We start from the raw sequence: 18,257 nt of genomic DNA on the forward strand, positions 1-18,257 counted from the left end.
GCTGGCGATCGCTGACTAGAGTGTGACACTTCATAATTCTTAGTAATCGCTAAAAGTCTTACTATACAAGGGCTAGAGCAACTTTTGATTTCAACGACCAGGGTGCGGAATGTGGGATTAAAACAAGAATTACCCTCGAAAAGCCTATTTTTCCACTAAGTATTTATGCTCATTGCAAAGGTGAGATGCTCCCGAGCCATCTTCAATTTAATTATAACCAGCTAATTAAATCAACTTTTGAAAGACAAAAAGAGCAAAAAATCTGATTTTTAGCGATAAAATGACAATTTTTTGACCAAAAATGTCATTTATTGGCTGTTACTGCCTTTTATCTTTCCGCATCCCTGTTTTAACCCCCATGAATCCCAATCGGGCGATCGAGATGAATTTTTTGGACTGCTTATTCGATAAAATAGGAAGTTAGGCCATCTAATCAAATCTGTATCCTTAAGGCTATGACAATTATTTCTCGATCGATCCCCCAATCACCCACTAAATCCTCGTCTATCGGCGGCTGGCGCGGTTTGATCGAAGAATATCGCCAATTTCTGCCCGTAAGCAGTAAAACCCCTGTAATTACCCTCCTAGAAGGCAATACACCCCTGATCCCCGCCCCCTATCTCTCAGCACAAATCGGGCGCGATGTCAAGGTTTTTGTCAAATATGATGGTTTAAATCCCACCGGCAGCTTTAAAGACCGGGGCATGACCATGGCCATCTCGAAAGCTAAAGAAGAAGGGGCAAAAGCGGTGATTTGTGCCAGTACCGGCAACACCTCGGCGGCGGCGGCAGCCTATGCAAGAAGGGCGGGGATGCGGGCCTTTGTGATTATCCCCGACGGTTATGTGGCCTTAGGAAAATTAGCCCAAGCTTTATTGTACGGAGCGGAAGTCATCGCTATTAATGGCAACTTCGATGATGCCCTCAAGATTGTCCGCCAACTATCAGAAAATTATCCCGTAACTTTAGTCAATTCCGTCAATCCCTACCGTTTAGAGGGTCAAAAAACCGCCGCTTTCGAGATTGTCGATGTCTTGGGTAATGCCCCCGACTGGTTATGTATTCCCGTGGGTAATGCGGGCAATATTAGCGCCTATTGGATGGGATTCTGTCAGTATCACCAGATAGGTAAATGTGACCAGCTGCCGAAGATGATGGGTTTTCAGGCCGCCGGGGCCGCCCCTTTTATCTCTAAACAACCGGTTGACCATCCCGAAACCCTAGCCACGGCTATCCGTATCGGCAACCCCGCTAACTGGGAAAAAGCTTGGGCTGCTAGTCACGCTAGTCAAGGGCAATTTCACGCAGTCAGTGATGAGGAAATATTGGCAGCCTATCGGATTTTAGGGGGCCAAGAGGGGGTTTTCTGTGAACCAGCCAGCGCCGCTTCTGTGGCAGGATTATTAAAAGTGCATCAACAGGTTCCCGATGGGGCCACCGTAGTGTGTGTTTTAACGGGAAATGGCCTAAAAGACCCAGATTCGGCGGTAAAACACAGCAATAACCAACTAAAATCTGGGATTGCTCCCGAATTAACCCAAGTGGCTCAAATTATGGGCTTCTAAGCTAACGTTAATTCGGGTTAAGCAGCGCTTCTATAAAACTCCCTTAGAACTGGGAATTATACCGGCGCGACGGGGATCGATCGCTATGGCCATACTCATCGCCCGGGCAAAAGCCTTAAAAGTAGCCTCAATAATATGATGGGAATTAATCCCGTCTAATTGGCGAATATGTAGGGTCATTTGACTGTGATTGACCAAAGCGACAAAAAATTCCCGCACTAGCTGAGTATCGTAGGTTCCCACTCTTTGGGTGGGAATTTCTAGACCATAACTGAGGTGGGGGCGACCGGAAAAATCGAGGGCAACCTGCACTAAAGCTTCATCGAGAGGGGCGACAAAATGCCCGAAACGGACGATCCCTTTTTTGTCGCCTAAAGCTTGCAGTAAAGCTTGTCCGAGGGTGATTCCCACGTCTTCATTGGTGTGATGGTCATCAATTTCTAGATCTCCGGTGGCGCGCACATCGAGATCGATCGCAGCGTGGGAGGCGATTTGCTGCAACATATGATCAAGAAAGGGAATTCCTGTCTGGGCGCGACAATTGCCGCTACCATCAAGATCGATCGTCACCTGTACATCGGTTTCTTTGGTAGTACGACTAACCGAGGCGCGACGGCAAGGTGAGACAAAAGAATCGGGGATCTGGGAAGTGGAAATCATTTAAGTAAAAATAAGTAGGTAGCCGTTAAAAATTATCAGATGCCCCCCTTATTAAGGGGGGATTAAGGGGGGATCGGCACCCCCCTTATCAAGGGGGGCAGGGGGGATCGAATTATTGACTAGGGAGATGAGAGTTTTTTTCAGTAATCAGTGAACTTAAAACTCACATCTGATAACTGATAACTGATCACTGATCACTGAAAAGGCCTAACTTTCTGGTTCAGTTTTAGCTTCCGCCGGCGGACCGGGGGGCAAGGCTTCCTCGCCCAGGGGTTGAGGATTTTGGCTAGTGGGGGGACCGGCGGGGGAACCCTCCGGCTGATTGAGAGCGGGGGTTTGGGGAGGAGTTTCTGGGGCTTTTTCTTCGATTATCGCTTCTTTGGGCGTTTCTGGCTGGGTTTGGACTGGATTTGGTCTTGTGGTTTCGGGCGGCTTGACGTTATCCGGTTGGGGGCTAACGGCGGGTTGCGGCGGTTGATTAGGACGAAGCGGGGTTTCAATTGCCGGCGTTACGGGGGGGGAGTTACGGGTGTTGAGGTTACTACCCTCTGGTTTTGGAGGATTAGCGATCGCACCTCGGCACACTTCCGGGTTAGGGGCAAAACTGACTCGCACCTGATAGATTCTCGACTCACCACTGGGATTATTAAAACGAGTTGATCTCACTTCCCCAGCCGCCTGTTGATTGAAAATCGGGAAGCCAGCACTTTTAATCAACTGGGGTTCACTGCTGAGGCGGCCTTGACCATCCACCGTCACCCCATAAACCGCCGTCCCCGCCAATTGACGGGAACAAGCCGTAGCGGGATAATTACCAGTCAAATTGACGGTAGTTATGCCTCTGCTGCCCTGATTGGGCTGATTTAGTTCATTTAAGGCGTTAGGATTAGTTTTTTGGACTCTGGCCAGCCAATCCACTTGATTTCTCATAGCCTCCTCGTTACTGGTATTGCTTTTATCCGCCTCTAGGGAGCGCAAACGTTCCCGCATTTCCCACATTAATTGTTGACGACGCTGTTCATCGAGGGGCGATTGACCATTCGGCTCCGACGTGCGGGCCAAGGAATTGTTTAATTGTTGCTGCGCCTGTTGCGATGCACTAAGGGGCGAATTTCGCAATCTATCTAAAGTTAGATTATCTTGGTAGGGATCGAAGTAAGGCGGTATCCGGTTGTTATTAGTCTCCCTAGGCAGATTATTATTGTCCGGCAGGGTGGGAACAGAAGGAGGACTGGGTAAACTGGGGGTAGAAGTGGGAAAATTGCGAGGAATCGGTAATCTACCCAGAGAGGGGATAGATGCCACGGGAGGAGAATAGATATTGACGGAGGGCAAAGAGGAGAGGGGAGGTAAAGCAGGTAAGGACGGTAAAGGGGGAAGGGAAGAAACCGAGGGCAAAGGAGGTAAGGTGCTGTTATGGATACCATCGATGGGGGGGAGAGGTGGCAAAGAGGAAGAAGACAAATTGGGGTTAGGCAGTTCCGGTAAGCTGGATAGGGAGGAGTCGAGATTAGGAAGACGTGACTGCTCTAGAGGGTTCAATTCAATCAGATTGACGTTGCGTAAATCCTTTTTTGGCTCCTGCGCTGGATTATTGAGGAAATTAGGTAAGATAATCGCTAAAATTAGGGCATGAATACCAAGAGAAGCGGCGAACGAGAGATTATTAGAGTTAATTAGTTTATTTTCTTCGGTTTCTAGACCAAAATAGGAGGATGTCATAATTTAGTTAATTGAGCAGAGCCTTGAGGGGAAAAGTTAACTCTATTTTAATCGTCAGGGCGATTTTTTTCTTGAGGGCGGGGAATTAATTGGTGTCAGTACCCCACCACCCCACACCCCACACCCCACACCCTGCCCCTAGGAAAAACTTTTTCAGCCAACCCTACTTATGCTGTGAGCGGGCCACAGCTTTTAATTTGGGATACAATTCCGAAGGGTCTAACAAAGGGATAAACTCATCGATTGCCGGTTTAAAATTAGCCGGAAAATTCTCCCTAGTTCCAGGACCGTTAGGCGATTTAGGCACTGATTCTAATTCAGGGAATTTGGGCGTTTCCGGGGTTAACTGCGAGAATAATTCCTCCACATTACTCATACCTTTGCGAGGATCGTTAAAAAGAGAAGTTTCTAAGTTGAGTAAAGAATCTTTACTCGTGGCTACTGTGCCATTATTATCGGTTTTGCCCGCTTCTGGCTCTGGACAGGGCTGCTCAAGGGTGGGAGAAGGTGTATTCGCCTGTTCCCGTTTAGGGATAACTGCTGATTTTTTGCCATTTAACTGGGAATCTAGCAAGTTTTTACAAACCAAGCGCTCGAATTCCCCCGTAAAATGAAAGGTAGGATGGCCGCGACGGTGCCAAATTTTGAGGATTTCCTCCACCGAAATGACTTTGTAACGTCCCTGATAGAGTGCCTCTAAAATCGCCATGCGAATCCAATTTAGCGAATAGATGGGCAACCAGCGCTCGATTAATTCTTGCGCTTTATATCCTCTCATTTCAAATCGATATTGGTTGAGTATAGTCGCTATCTGCATGAGGTTGATCTCTGGGCTAATCTCTGCCATAGAATTTACAAAAACAGTGAGCGCAATCGTTACGGCTACTAGGCACTCTATATATTAAGATTCTATTCAGGTTTTTCCTAGTGGTTTTTCCCTATTCTCCCCACACTTAACCCATTCGGCACATCTTCGCTCAAGGTCAGTTGACTCCCTAAGTTCGGGTTCGCTTTCGGTGGCAATTTTTCCCCCGCTAACTCCTGCGCAGTTTAACGGCAGTCCTCTGGCGACCTTAAGATAGTTTTTGTTTTTCCCTTGACTATGGTGGCCAAGCATACACCTCTTTGTTACCACAATCTGAGTAATTTGTCAATAAAAAAGCAAAATTTCCTCAATAAACCCAGAGGAGATAGAACTATAGCACTACCCTGACAGCCCAGAACCTTGCCGTTGACTGAATACCCGATCGAGTTTTTCTGAGTCTCCAGAAATTTTTTGTTAAAATTTGCAACATAACTTAACAATGTGTTACACTTCTTAACATAATCAACCAAAAGGAGCCTCCCCATGACTGCCCGCGGCTACACCACCGAAGAACAAGGAAGACTGAATAATTTTGCTGTCGAACCGAAAATGTACGTTGATAGTTCTAGCAGTCTCGGTTTTACCAAAAACGCTGAAAAATTGAATGGCAGACTAGCCATGATTGGCTTTGTCTCTCTTTTAGCCATTGAATTGTTAACTGGTAAAGGAATTATTGCTTGGATTACCAGTCTCTAAGAATTAACAATCCCGTAGCGCTGTTCGGGGAGTTCAGTCCCCGTCCAGACGGGGTGGTTTAGATACCATAAATGCCCTCAAAAACAGCTTTAGCAGGACCTGTCATGTAAACCCGGTTATCGGTTTGGGACCAGTGAATCTGAAGACAACCACCGGGGAGTTCCACGGTACAACGCCGATCGCATTTAGCCGTTAACAGGGCCGCCACTACCACAGCACAAGCACCAGTACCGCAAGCGAGAGTAATTCCCGCTCCTCTTTCCCAGACACGCATCTTCATATAATCCGGTGCGATTACCTCCACGAACTCCACATTAGTCCGTTGGGGAAAAACCGGATGATGCTCAAATTTTGGCCCGATAGTTTCCAGGGGAATAGAGGCCAGATCATCGACAAAAGTGACACAGTGGGGATTACCCATACTAACGCAAGTAACTAACCAATCTTTGCCCTCCACCTCTAGGGGAACCGCGAGGACTTTTTCTGATCCATTGACCAAGGTGGTGGGGATTTCACTGCCGAGGAGTTGCGGCGGCCCCATATCGACCGTTACCTGTTCATTGGCTTCTAAACGGGGAATAATTGTTCCTGCTAGAGTATGAATGCGATAGGTGCGGCCAATGGCGTTGTTAGCCTCTAAACGGGCGATAAATTGGGCTAGACAGCGAATACCGTTACCACACATTTCCGGTTCCGAACCATCAGAGTTGAAAATTCTCATGGTGTAGTCGGTTTCCGCTTGGCCGGGAAGCGCAAAAATCACGCCATCGGCGCCGATGCCAAAATGTCGATCGCACATAGCCACGGCCATTTCCGCTGTGATCAGGGGTTCGGGACTGTGACGGTTATCTATCAAAATAAAATCATTGCCTAGGCCTTGATATTTGGTAAAGGGGATTTTCATGGTCAATAAAAGCTGCTCAACAGGAATAATAGAGGATGAACACCTCATCGATAAACTCATTATGTCTCAATTTGATCCTGGTCTGCCGAGTATTAAACAAGTACAGAGCTATATTCAAGAGAAACGGGAAGTAGAAATTAAGTTAAGCACCGATGATCTCCTCGTTGGTCGCATCCTTTGGCAAGATGTTAACTGTCTATACCTAGTCGATCACTACGATAAACCCACTTTAATTTGGCAACAGTCTCTGGTTTATTTAAGACCTAAAGCCTAGGGGGAAATTGGCGATATTTGGCTGTGGGATGCGTCCCGGACGCATCAAAAATTCAGTAGCAAGCAGATAGCTTTTGAGCAAATGTAAGGTCAGTTGGGGTTAAGGAGATTTGGCCATGAATTTTAGCAAATAATCAGGTGGGATGGCGAGGATAGCATCAGAATTTCAGTTGATCGAAAATTTGGGTCAAATTGCCAAATAAAGAAAGTCAGAGAGTCCAGCCGAGCGATCGCCATTCAACTTCAGATATAGATTGCCGCTCAGAGGAAAAAGAATCAGCAGATTGTCTGCTAACAATTTGGGACACTGCTGTACATAACCTGTTATACTCTTGGGCAAAACGACTCCACCGCCATTGTTATGCTGGAAAATCAGGTCAGGGCAGATGCCGCCTCTAATGAGCAGATACCTACTTTAGAATTATCGATCGTCATGCCCTGTCTCAACGAGGCGGAAACCCTGGCCACCTGTATCGGCAAAGCGCGAGATTATCTGGAACAACACAAAATTGCGGGAGAGGTGCTAATCGCCGATAATGGCAGTAGCGATGGTTCCCAAGAAATTGCCACTAATTCAGGGGCGCGGGTGGTTCCTATCCCGGAAAGGGGTTATGGTAGCGCCCTGCGGGGAGGTATCGCCGCCGCCAAAGGTCAATACATTATCATGGGGGATGCCGATGATAGCTATGACTTTACCAATCTTTCGCCTTTCCTAGAAAAATTGCGACAGGGTTATGATTTGGTGATGGGCAATCGTTTTCAGGGCGGAATTCAACCCGGGGCGATGCCGGTATTGCATAAGTATCTGGGCAATCCTGTCTTGACTTGGTTAGGACGGTTATTTTTTGGCAGCCCCTGTGGTGATTTTCACTGTGGATTGCGCGGGTTTAGTAAACGGGCGATCGAACAATTGAACCTACGCACCACTGGCATGGAATTCGCCAGCGAGATGGTGGTGAAAGCATCCCTCTACGGTCTGAAAATTACCGAAGTACCAACCACTTTATCCCCTGACGGTCGCAGTCGTCCCCCCCACCTAAAAACTTGGCGCGATGGCTGGCGACATCTCCGATTTCTGTTAATGTATAGTCCTCGTTGGTTGTTTCTCTACCCCGGACTGGCTTTAATGTTTCTGGGGTTTGTGGCGACGATTTGGTTTATTCCTCAACCCAGAGTTCACACCCTTCTCTATTCAGCCACAGCTTTGATTATTGGCTTTCAAATCGTCAGTTTTGCCATCTTCACAAAAGCTTTTGCTATCAGCGAGGGTTTATTACCGGAAGACCGCAAGTTAAGACGATTTTTGCGTTATATTAATCTGGAGGTGGGTTTGATCATTGGCGTAATTTTATTGGTACTAGGTATGGGCGGTTCACTGTATGCTTTATATACTTGGAATGCTCGACTTTATGGAGACTTAGATCCAGCCGTGACCATGCGGATTGTCATTCCTTCCGTAACCGCTCTAGGGTTGGGAGTACAGGTGATTTTTTCCAGTTTCTTTTTAAGTGTTTTGGGACTGAAACGAAGATGAAAAAACCCATTAATAATATTGAGTTTGTAATCGACAATATTTTTCCCATTGATTAATTGCTAATTTGTATCGCCCAAACCTTTTAGTTCTCAAGAAGTTGACTCCCTATATGAGCTTTTAAAATATCTAAGATGAACAATAAACTCAACGAATCTATTCATTGTCCCCTTTGTCGTAACTCAAGCATCAAGCCAGCTTTTGGTAAATTTAATTACTCTTTTTTAGAATGTCAATCCTGCAGCTCCTTATTTGTTTATCCAATTCCCTCTTCATCGGAACTGGAAGCATTTTACACATCGCCCGATGTGCAGAAACTTTCTCAAGTCTGTTGGAATGAGACAGCAGAATCTCATCGCCATGTCTGGGGAGTTTGGCAAGAAGCCCTCAATTTAATTGAGAAACTAGCTGGAAAAGGAGTTCTTTTAGATGTGGGCTGTGGAACGGGTCAATTTCTGCAATTTGCTCGTAGAAAAGGTTGGCAGAGATTAGAAGGCATTGAGTTAGTTCCAGAAATAGCTGAACGAGCGAGAAGTTTGTCTGATGCCAAGATTTATACCTCCACACTACTGAAAGCCGATTTACCAAGTCATTATTATTCTGGAATTGTGCTTTGGGATATAGTAGAACACCTCAATGATGTAGAATCAATTCTCCAAGAAGTTTATAGACTGCTTAAACCGGGTGGTATTTTGTTAATTGGAACTGTTAATCGACATGGATTATCTTTGCGTTATCTGGGAGTTAATGCCCTAACAGTCAACCCACCTGAACATATTTTGTTTTTTTCGGCAAGAGGGATGAAATCTATTCTAGAATTGACAGGATTTAGAGTTTATAAACTCTCGTCTTTTTCTATTTACCTACTGGAATGGATAACTATTTTGTCGGAAATTTTACCCAAACAGAAAAAAGAAAAATCTCCAGCTAAAGTAAATAAAGCCAGTTTGACTGATTCTTCAGTTTTTTTGATAATCATGAAAATTGCTAACGCAATATTAAGTCTGACAAATTTCGGAGATGAATTAGTCGCTATTGCCCAAAAGCCTGAGAATTAAAATAGTTTAGTTAATCTGAGTTATGAGAAAGTTGAAGTCAATAATGGTTATTGTTTATGAAAAACAGTTTTCCAAGTTTTTTAGTGTGGGTTTAGTATGTACTGTTTTCAACTATGTTGGACTATATCTTCTCACCAGCATCTTAGGTATTTATTATTTAGTATCCTTTTGTATAGTTTGGTTATTGGGCAATTTGTTAGGTTATTGGCTCAACAAGAAATACACCTTTAAAAGTCCTAAGAGTATAGTTGGTGAAATACATAAGTATTATCTAGTGATGTTAAGCAGTCTATTGATCAATTTGATGATTATCTATATTTTAGTCAAGTATTTTCAGGTTTGGTATCTAATTGCTAGTGTTTTAACGACAATACTAGGGATTTTCTATAATTTCATCTTACATAAGAAATGGAGTTTTAAAGGTTAAAGCCTATGAAAAATAAGCAATTGAAAATTTTAATTTTGTATGATTGTATCTATCCAAAATCTTTAGGTGGTGTAGAACATCGCAATTACTGTGTTGCTAAAGCTCTAGCAGAAAAAGGTCACAAAATTACCTTGGCGGGTTGGTGTGAGAAAACCGATTTTCCCTTTCCCAATGTCCGAGTTATTCCTCTCCCTTTCCAAACATCCCTTTATAACCAGTCGGGCAAAAGAAACGTCCTGACATCAATTAAATTTGCCCTTGCTACCCTAAGCTTAAGGCTGAAAGACTACGACATCATAGAAACAGCAAGTATTCCTTATATTCATTTATTTCCTTTAGCTATTCGCTGTCTTTTAGCCAGAAAACCTTTAGTAATTACTTGGATCGAATACTGGGGAGATTACTGGCGAGATTATGTAGGTAAATGGCAAGCCCCTTTATTCAAAACTATTGAGTGGATTAGCGCCCAATTAGGAGATAAAGCCCATGCAATCAGTCAGTTAACAGCCGAGCGGGTGCAAGAAAACCAATTGCAAAAACGCAAAATACCAGTAATTCCCTGCGGTGTTTACTTAGAACAAATTGAATTGGCTAGTCGAGGAACTCAGCCTGATGCCCCCCCTCTTGTCTATGCGGGGAGATTGATGAAAGAAAAGCAAGTTGATTTGTTATTAGAGGCTATCTCTTTTCTTGATTTATCGCCTGAACAGGTTATTTTAACTATTATTGGTGACGGTCCAGATCGTTCTCGTTTGGAAAGTTTAGCCCTAGAGTTAGGAATCCAGAATCAAGTTAAATTTTTGGGTCGTTTGCCAACAATTGAAGATGTATGGAGAGAGGTGTCCAAAGCTAAAATTGCTGTGCAACCTTCCTCAAGGGAAGGATTCGGTTTATTTCCTTTAGAATCTATGGCCTTAGGATTACCAGTTGTTTACTGTCAATCCTCGGAAAGTGCCGTGTCTTTTCTAGTTCGTGATCAAATAGAAGGGTTATCTGCAAAAGCAGAATCTGTGTCTTTAGCTAATGCTATTGAAAATTTATTAACTGATAATGAACTAACCAAAAAAATGAGTGAGAATGCTCTTGCTAGAGCCAGGTTATACGATTGGTCGAATATAGCTGAACAATTAGAAAACCTATTTTATTTAACGATTAATAAACAATCAAACCAACAATAATTAATAACTATAGCGATCCCACTTAGGTTGTCAACTTACCGGTGGGGATAGGCGCTCATGCAAAAGGCTTTTTACTATCCTCCGATGCTGCCGCTTCTAGGCTGGTAATTGCGGTTTCTGCCGTCAAAATAGGAGGAACATCACTTAAACTAGCAGTTTGATAAACCTGTTCATTTCTAGCAAATAAATTGCTCATATCTTGATAATAATTAGAAGCGATCAATAGTAAAGCTCCGGCAAAAATAGAGAGAGGTAAAGGCAAAATAAACCCCTTCGCCCACTGATAAAATTCCACCAACAAAAATAACAAAATATAACCGAAAATCCAGACTTTCATCGCACTTTTTTCCCCTATTTTTACGAGAAAAGGTCAGCAAAAAGCCCACCCGGAGAGAATTTCCTCAGCCAGAACATCTTCCAACAGACGCATAATCGCACGACGTAAGGGACGAGCAAGGTATTAAGTCTCCATCACTACTACCCAATCACCAGGAAAAGTAGAGTGCTGATCAAAGCTGTGATCAAGAGGAATCCCCAAATTTTCCAGAGCAATCCTTGCGCTTTGTTGGATTTAAGAGGCCAGAAATACACCCTACTGGCGAGAGCCGACTTACTGTACTTTCTACCGGCGAGCTCAGACTTACTGTACTTTTCCTCAGTTAAGCAACTTTGGGATCGAGAAAGACCAATTAAGCAACTAACACTGTCGATACGTTCACCTAAACGAAACCTCAAAAAACTTTTTGGTTCTGCAAAGTTGACCGCACCACTATTTACACTAGGGTCAAAGACAAGAGAAGCAAATTGAACCAAAATAGAAAGAACAACCAAGCTGCTAATTAACCATCGTTTGAGCCGATTAACCGATAACATCTCTAAGATTAGCAAAGCTATTAAGGGGAGAAGTAGTAGCTGAACTGAGGTAACGTGATAACGAGCAGCCCAAGAACCATCTCCATGCCAGAAATCCAGTTTACTGGTTAAGATAATATGAAAGACAAGTGCAAAAATTGAGGAAATAAAATATATTCGTATATAAGGTGTTAATTTGTTAAATAAAATAATCCCCAATACTAAACACGGTAAAAGAAACGGGTCGTAAATAAATATACTTTTAGCTGGTGAGAAGAGAACGCCGAGAATACCAACGTAGGGAGGGTGTATGAAAGGATAATTAGGGGGCAATTCTGGCAACCCTGAAAAGATTGCTCCATTGCGTATTTGCTCAATGCTTAAGGATGCTGCCGTTGTCCAAAAATCCCCAAAGCGTAAGTAATTAAATAATCTACTGACAAAAAGGAAAGGAAATAAGCCGACGTTCCAGAGTATGGCTGTCTTAAAGATTTGATTCAGCTTGAAATTTTTATAAATTAGACAGCTAATTAGAAACCCAAAAACTGTGAGAGCATAAATGATAGTTGTCGAGCGAATTATAATAGCTGCTCCGATTGCCAATCCACTCAAAAAAACATAAGGTACTTTGTTAGTTTTAATATAAGCTAAAGCACAAGCATAACCTAAAATCACACAAAGTAGGACTGGATTATTTTGTTGAAAAGTTTGTGCATAGTGGAGAACGGTAGTACCTAGCAACCAAATCAAGCTGGCAGATGCCGCAATTTTCTCCTGAAAATCAAATAGTCTAAGTAACCAATAACAGGAGATAACAACTAATACATTTAGAGGGATAACTACAAGAAAACTAACCGCAAATTCTCTTAATAAATAAGGCTTAATACCAGGAAAAACTTTAGAGAGTTGAGTGCCAATCCAATCTGCGGGCAACATTAATAAGGATTGTCCTATATCATAAGCTTCATATCGTTTTCCATCTACTCCTAAAACACCAACACGGTCTAATCGAGAGGAAGGACGATAATTTGGGGGTAAAGAAACTTCCTCAGTTCCTGTCCACAGGGCATGGGCCATTCTTAGCCTAACATCGGTATCTGGAGGTACGTTGGCAGGATTGATTATTGTTATCCAGAGTAGGGCAATAAGAGCTAATTTTGTGACTGTTTTCATGATCATCTATTCTTAGAAGCTGTTTGAAAAGTTATAGGGCGTTGCTGATTTTAAGTATCAATTGTCCTCTCGGCAATTTTTAAAACCTAGCACTAAGGTAACTTGTGGATAGGAGGCACAATTTAGTATTCATGTCTTGATTCAGCGATCCCGCTTTTTACTATCTTCTGATCTGCCGCTTCTAGGCTGGCAATTGCGGTTTCTGCCGTCAAAATGTCAGGAATATCACTTAAACTAGCAGTTTGATCAACCTGTTCATTTCCAGCAAATAAATTGCTCATATCTTGAGAATAATTAGAAGCGATCGATAGCAAAGCTCCGGCAAAAATATAAAGAGGTAAAGGCAAAATAAACCCCTTGGCCCATTGATAAAACTCCACCAACAAAAATAACAAAACACAACCCACAACCCAGACTTTCATCGCACTTTTTCCCTATTTTTACGAGAAAAGGTGAGCAAAAAGCCCACCCTGTATTTAACTAATTCCAGTGAGAATTTATTCGATCACGGGAGCGATTAACTCGCGTCTTTCCCCCGAAATAACTTTCACCTTACCTTCCTCATCGATATCGACCATGGCCGTATCCCCATCAGAAACCCGTCCGGAGAGAATTTCTTCAGCCAGAACATCTTCCAACAGACGCATAATCGCACGACGTAAGGGACGAGCGCCGTAGGCCGGATTATAACCTTCCTCGATCAAGCGTTCTTTAAACTTATCGGTGACAGACAAAGTAATATTTTGTTCTGTCAGACGTTTAAACACATCCTTGAGCAGGATTTCGGCGATTTCCTTGACTTCTTCCTTATTGAGTTGACGGAAGACAATAATCTCATCGAGACGGTTGAGGAATTCCGGACGGAAATATTGTTTTAATTCCTCATTAACCAGCGATCGAATGCGATTATACTGGGCCTCGGCTTGATTATCGGCAAACTCGAAACCTAAACCACCGCCACCCTTCTCGATCACTTTAGAACCGATGTTCGAGGTCATGATCAACAGGGTATTTTTAAAGTCCACCGTGCGACCTTTGGCATCGGTTAAACGTCCATCTTCAAGGATTTGCAGAAGCATATTGAAGACATCGGGGTGAGCTTTTTCGATTTCGTCGAATAGCACCACCGTATAAGGACGACGACGCACCGCTTCCGTTAATTGTCCCCCTTCGTTGTAACCAACGTAACCCGGAGGTGAACCGATTAACTTAGAAACCGTGTGCCGTTCCATGTATTCCGACATATCGAGACGGATCATCGCATCTTCGGAACCAAAGAAATAAGCGGCCAGAGCTTTAGTTAACTCGGTTTTACCTACCCCCGTTGGACCGGAGAAGATAAAGGAAGCAATGGGACGGTTGGGATTTTTCAGACCGACGCGAGCGCGACGAATGGCACGAGACACCGCTTTAACCGCGTCCTCTTGACCGATGAGACGCTGATGCAGGGTATCTTCCATGTGCAGCAGTTTCTCGGATTCGGTTTCGGTCAGTTTGTTGACGGGAACCCCAGTCCAAGACGCGACGATGTGAGCGATTTCCTCGGCATCGACAAAGGGTTCATCGTTGCCATCTTCGCCTTTTTTGGTGGAAGCGAGATTCCGGATCTGGGTTTTGATTTCCATTTCCCGATCGCGCAATTCCCCAGCTTTCTCGAAGTCTTGACCGCGCACCGCATCATCTTTTTGTTTGAGAATTTGCCGCAGTTCCTTGTCTAATTCCTTGGCTGCCGGTGGCAATTGGGAATTAATCAAGCGCACTCTCGAACCAGCTTCATCGATTAAATCGATCGCTTTGTCCGGTAAGAAGCGATCGCTAATGTAGCGATCGGACAATTTCGCCGCCGCTTCTAGCGCTTCGTCTAAGATTTTTAATTTATGGTGCTGTTCGTAGCGTTCCCGGAGACCGTAGAGAATTTCGATCGTTTCTTCTACGGAGGGTTCACCGACCATAACCGGTTGAAAACGTCTTTCTAGAGCCGCATCCCGTTCGATATGTTTGCGGTACTCATCCAAGGTCGTCGCCCCGATACATTGCAGTTCTCCTCGGGCCAAAGCCGGTTTGAGAATATTGGCCGCATCGATCGCCCCTTCGGCTGCCCCGGCACCGATGAGAGTGTGAACTTCATCGATAACAAGGACGACGTTACCCGCTTGGCGAATTTCGTCCATGATTTTTTTGAGGCGTTCCTCAAATTCGCCGCGATACTTGGTTCCCGCCACTAACAAGCCGATATCGAGGGTGACAACCCGTTTTTCTTCGAGAATGTCGGGAATATCCTTGTTAGCGATGCGTTGGGCTAATCCTTCTGCGATCGCTGTTTTACCGACCCCCGGTTCCCCGATCAGGACTGGGTTATTTTTGGTACGACGACCGAGAATTTGGATAACGCGCTCGATTTCCTTTTGCCGGCCGACCACGGGATCGAGTTTACCCTCGCTGGCCATTTGGGTGAGATTGGAACCGAATTCGTCAAGAGTGGGGGTTTTAGTGCGACCTTGGGAAGATGAACCAGCGGCCACTTCGGCGGTTTCCCCTAACATTCTGATCACTTGGGTGCGAACTTTCGAGAGATCCACGCCGAGATTTTCCAGAACCCTAGCGGCCACACCTTCCCCTTCGCGAATTAGTCCTAAAAGGAGGTGTTCTGTGCCAATATAGTTATGGCCCAGTTGACGGGCTTCTTCGAGGGAGAGTTCTAAAACTCGTTTGGCTCTGGGGGTGAAGGGAATTTCCACGGCTACGAATCCGGAACCGCGACCGATGATTTTCTCCACCTCCACGCGCGCATCTTTGAGATTGACACCCATGGACTTGAGGACTTTGGCGGCAACTCCCGTTCCCTCTCCAATTAGTCCTAGTAAAATCTGCTCTGTTCCCACGAAGTTATGGCCAAGGCGGCGGGCTTCTTCTTGGGCGAGCATGATTACTTTAATGGCTTTTTCCGTAAATCTTTCAAACATAGCCTATCCATCACCTACACAAGCGACCCTAGATATGCTGATTTTAGCACGGCTTTTTAGTTTAGCTGTCTCTCAGTGATCAGTTATTGGGGAGCGGCTATTGGTTATAGTGGTTGTAGCTCTGAAGATTTTTTCTGGGGTCAATCGGTCTCAGCTGACTTGCGGAGATGCCCGGAATCTCCCGGATTATGGTTTTGTCCCCCTGGAAACCTGCCGATAAGTTGTTCCCCGTTGCATAATCCCCTAGGGTCGTGGTCATCCCCATCTCTCGATCGCTTGACTATCGATCGCCCATTTTCAGATCAAAACTCGAAGTATAAGCAGATTAAATATTACTACCTATTGACAAATTAGTATATATGTTGTATGAGGACGGGTGATATACAGAAAGTTGACCCATATCCTTGCTTTGGAGACTGTTATGCAGAAAGTTTTCGTATAATATGTAGTTATGCCGATTAGAGCCATGACCAGAGAAAGCCAAAAACTTTACGAGCTAAACGTAGTCAAGCTATTTCGTGATGCAGGAGGATTGAGCCACTACGCAGAACTGCACGTGCCAGATCACCTGGAAAGACCCGATATCATAGCAAGAATTGATTCTATTACGATTGGAATCGAAATCAGGAATCTATTCAATGACGAGAAAGAGGGGTCTGGCAGTCGCGACCGTAAGCGTCGTGGCATATATGAATCTGTAGTTAAAACTTGTTCCCATATTCATTCAAGGCGTAGCGACAAATGGATTGATGTCCAGGTATCCTTTAGCAGTTATGTTGATGCTGACCTGATCGCAAGGCGAGAAAGAAAAATAGCTGAGATGCTAGTGAAATTGGTTGAGAAGTATGATCCTAAAATTGGAGATTATTTCACCTTGCGTGCTGAAAAGTTGTGGGGGCCGGATTGGCCTGAAGAAATCGACTATGTTCGCGTAATGCGACTTGAAGGGGATCACCCCCCTCATTGGAGTTACACAGATAGCTTTTGGGTCGGTGAAACAACAGACGAACTAATACAGAATGCGCTTGACGACAAAGAACGGAATATTCTGAAATGGCGTGATGGATTTGATGAGGCATTGCTTTTACTTGTCTTAGATGGCAGCGTCGGCGCAAGTATGCTTCGCCCGCATGAGCAGTTGATGAATAATGAGTATCTAAGCTCTTTTGATCGAGCCTGCGTCATGGAGTTCGATGGGAAGAGTTACAGAGAACTGCGTCTGCGAAGAGCTAAGGTATAACGCACTGCGATCGCAATCTTGTAGGGTGCGTTCCCTAAAACAACTTCTACCGCTTCAGCGATCGATTTTGGGGAACGCACCATGCACATTGATTGAAACTGTGAGTCTAAGTGCGATGCAGCCTTTGTGGTCCCAGTTGGGGAATGTTAGCGAAGATTGCCAATGTTTAGGTTAAAATAGAGGGGCAAAAGTGGCAACGGGGTCAGGACAATGACAGTTAATCAACTCCGCTACAGCAAAGAAGAATTCGCCCGACGTGGTAATGAGATTTATCAATCTCAGGTGCGCCACCAAGTCGAGGAAGGCAATCATGGGAAGATTGTAGCCATAGATATCGAAACAGGTGCTTTTGAGCTTGCCAATGACACAATAACTGCTTCTAATCGATTGCTTGAACGAAACCCTGATGCTCAAATCTGGCGTGTCCGAATTGGACATAAAGGCGTTCACCGCTTTGGCGTAGGTCGTCTGCTTTAACTTTATGATTAACGGAATTGTTGATCAAAATTGCGAGGCGAGGCTTCGGTTAGTCGTAAGCAATGAGAGTAAACAGAGGCAAGTAATTGATGCTGTTATTGATACAGGGTTCACAGGCTTTTTGACCTTACCTCTGACAGTAATCAACAGCCTCAACTTACGGTTGTATAGCCGTGAAGAGGGAACATTAGGGGATGGAAGTACCTGTATCTTTGACGTTTACAGTGGTCTTGTTATTTGGGACGGTGAATATCGGTATATTGATGTTAACGCAGCCGAAACAGAACCTTTGGTCGGTATGAGTTTACTCTACGGCTATCGGATGCAACTTGATGCGATCGAGGGTGGAATAGTCGTAATTCAGTCATTGAACAGTTTAAGCTAATCGGGTGTGGAACGGTCTAACAACGTTAGTGCGATGCCGAAGGCACTGCGTAGCAGGGCGCATCGCTTCGTAGCGACAGTTTTGCACAGATTGGGATAAAATACAGATCTAACTAGCGCATTTCAAATGAGCGAAACTGTTTACGTTGAAACTAGCGTGGTTGGTTACTTAGGGTTAGCTGAATAAATCTAAAAACCTTGTTGGGTAAGACTTTTAGACTTTTTGTCAATCAAAAAGTACCAGATATGGGAGTGGTCGGGGGGAAAATTCCTGGACTTTTTCCCTGAA

At 44.4% G+C, this 18,257-nt stretch carries 17 protein-coding genes and 2 pseudogenes; 10 read left to right on the forward strand and 9 right to left on the reverse strand.

From position 1 onward, the window contains the following. The first annotated feature begins 455 nt into the window (after positions 1-455). Positions 456-1,565, forward strand: coding sequence for a threonine synthase (gene thrC, locus EWV68_RS12600; RefSeq protein ID WP_061430419.1), 1,110 nt, complete (start codon positions 456-458; stop codon positions 1,563-1,565). 30 nt (positions 1,566-1,595) lie between these two features. On the opposite strand, the gene hisB is transcribed toward thrC, so the two are convergent. The 3 genes from hisB to EWV68_RS12615 form a co-directional block, all read right to left on the reverse strand. Then, positions 1,596-2,225, reverse strand: coding sequence for an imidazoleglycerol-phosphate dehydratase HisB (hisB, locus tag EWV68_RS12605; RefSeq protein WP_002782099.1), 630 nt, complete (start codon positions 2,223-2,225; stop codon positions 1,596-1,598). A gap of 207 nt (positions 2,226-2,432) precedes the next feature. Further along, positions 2,433-3,947 carry an energy transducer TonB gene (locus EWV68_RS12610; RefSeq protein WP_287169975.1) on the reverse strand — a complete coding sequence of 505 codons (1,515 nt, stop codon included), beginning with the start codon at positions 3,945-3,947 and terminating at the stop codon, positions 2,433-2,435. Positions 3,948-4,110: 163 nt separating this feature from the next. Beyond that, positions 4,111-4,794 carry a hypothetical protein gene (locus tag EWV68_RS12615; protein WP_061430417.1) on the reverse strand — a complete coding sequence of 228 codons (684 nt, stop codon included), beginning with the start codon at positions 4,792-4,794 and terminating at the stop codon, positions 4,111-4,113. A 501-nt stretch (positions 4,795-5,295) separates the two neighbouring features. Here EWV68_RS12615 and EWV68_RS12620 point away from each other — a divergent pair. Continuing rightward, complete coding sequence (locus tag EWV68_RS12620) at positions 5,296-5,508, forward strand: CAB/ELIP/HLIP family chlorophyll-binding protein (RefSeq protein ID WP_002756687.1); 213 nt, start codon at positions 5,296-5,298, stop codon at positions 5,506-5,508. A 58-nt stretch (positions 5,509-5,566) separates the two neighbouring features. On the opposite strand, the gene dapF is transcribed toward EWV68_RS12620, so the two are convergent. After that, a complete protein-coding gene (gene dapF / locus EWV68_RS12625) occupies positions 5,567-6,412 on the reverse strand; it encodes a diaminopimelate epimerase (RefSeq protein ID WP_061430415.1) in 846 nt (281 codons plus the stop codon). 61 nt (positions 6,413-6,473) lie between these two features. On the opposite strand from dapF, the gene EWV68_RS12630 reads away from it, so the two are divergent. The 5 genes from EWV68_RS12630 to EWV68_RS12645 all read left to right on the forward strand — a co-directional run bounded on the left by EWV68_RS12630 (position 6,474) and on the right by EWV68_RS12645 (position 10,879). Beyond that, a complete protein-coding gene (locus EWV68_RS12630; RefSeq protein WP_002756689.1) occupies positions 6,474-6,686 on the forward strand; it encodes an Hfq-related RNA-binding protein in 213 nt (70 codons plus the stop codon). A gap of 360 nt (positions 6,687-7,046) precedes the next feature. Further along, positions 7,047-8,219, forward strand: a complete 1,173-nt coding sequence (locus EWV68_RS12635) for a glycosyltransferase family 2 protein (protein WP_287169977.1) — start codon at positions 7,047-7,049, stop codon at positions 8,217-8,219. Positions 8,220-8,350: 131 nt separating this feature from the next. After that, complete coding sequence (locus tag EWV68_RS12640) at positions 8,351-9,274, forward strand: class I SAM-dependent methyltransferase (RefSeq protein ID WP_002796571.1); 924 nt, start codon at positions 8,351-8,353, stop codon at positions 9,272-9,274. Between the two features lie 43 nt (positions 9,275-9,317). Continuing rightward, complete coding sequence (locus EWV68_RS21895; RefSeq protein WP_002796572.1) at positions 9,318-9,701, forward strand: GtrA family protein; 384 nt, start codon at positions 9,318-9,320, stop codon at positions 9,699-9,701. Positions 9,702-9,706: 5 nt separating this feature from the next. Then, positions 9,707-10,879, forward strand: a complete 1,173-nt coding sequence (locus EWV68_RS12645; protein ID WP_002796573.1) for a glycosyltransferase family 4 protein — start codon at positions 9,707-9,709, stop codon at positions 10,877-10,879. Positions 10,880-10,934: 55 nt separating this feature from the next. Here the strand turns inward: EWV68_RS12645 and EWV68_RS12650 are convergent, their stop codons facing one another. The 5 genes and pseudogenes from EWV68_RS12650 to EWV68_RS12665 all read right to left on the reverse strand — a co-directional run bounded on the left by EWV68_RS12650 (position 10,935) and on the right by EWV68_RS12665 (position 15,867). Then, positions 10,935-11,216, reverse strand: coding sequence for a hypothetical protein (locus tag EWV68_RS12650; RefSeq protein WP_002796574.1), 282 nt, complete (start codon positions 11,214-11,216; stop codon positions 10,935-10,937). Positions 11,217-11,264: 48 nt separating this feature from the next. Then, positions 11,265-11,339: pseudogene (locus EWV68_RS21900) on the reverse strand (ClpB D2-like domain containing protein); the annotation flags it as partial. A gap of 17 nt (positions 11,340-11,356) precedes the next feature. Continuing rightward, positions 11,357-12,904 carry a glycosyltransferase family 39 protein gene (locus EWV68_RS12655; RefSeq protein ID WP_287169978.1) on the reverse strand — a complete coding sequence of 516 codons (1,548 nt, stop codon included), beginning with the start codon at positions 12,902-12,904 and terminating at the stop codon, positions 11,357-11,359. 141 nt (positions 12,905-13,045) lie between these two features. Beyond that, positions 13,046-13,326 (reverse strand): annotated as a pseudogene (locus EWV68_RS12660) (hypothetical protein). 75 nt (positions 13,327-13,401) lie between these two features. Further along, a complete protein-coding gene (locus tag EWV68_RS12665) occupies positions 13,402-15,867 on the reverse strand; it encodes an ATP-dependent Clp protease ATP-binding subunit (protein ID WP_002732350.1) in 2,466 nt (821 codons plus the stop codon). 466 nt (positions 15,868-16,333) lie between these two features. On the opposite strand from EWV68_RS12665, the gene EWV68_RS12670 reads away from it, so the two are divergent. From EWV68_RS12670 to EWV68_RS12680, 3 genes are all read left to right on the forward strand, one after another. Beyond that, on the forward strand, positions 16,334-17,107 hold the full coding sequence (locus tag EWV68_RS12670; RefSeq protein ID WP_287169979.1) for a hypothetical protein: 774 nt from the start codon (positions 16,334-16,336) through the stop codon (positions 17,105-17,107). A gap of 210 nt (positions 17,108-17,317) precedes the next feature. Then, complete coding sequence (locus EWV68_RS12675; protein ID WP_287169981.1) at positions 17,318-17,584, forward strand: hypothetical protein; 267 nt, start codon at positions 17,318-17,320, stop codon at positions 17,582-17,584. A gap of 4 nt (positions 17,585-17,588) precedes the next feature. After that, a complete protein-coding gene (locus EWV68_RS12680; protein WP_061430405.1) occupies positions 17,589-17,969 on the forward strand; it encodes a hypothetical protein in 381 nt (126 codons plus the stop codon). The last annotated feature ends 288 nt before the right edge of the window (positions 17,970-18,257 follow it).

The organism is Microcystis sp. M_QC_C_20170808_M9Col, from assembly GCF_007095495.1.
GTDB lineage: Bacteria > Cyanobacteriota > Cyanobacteriia > Cyanobacteriales > Microcystaceae > Microcystis > Microcystis aeruginosa.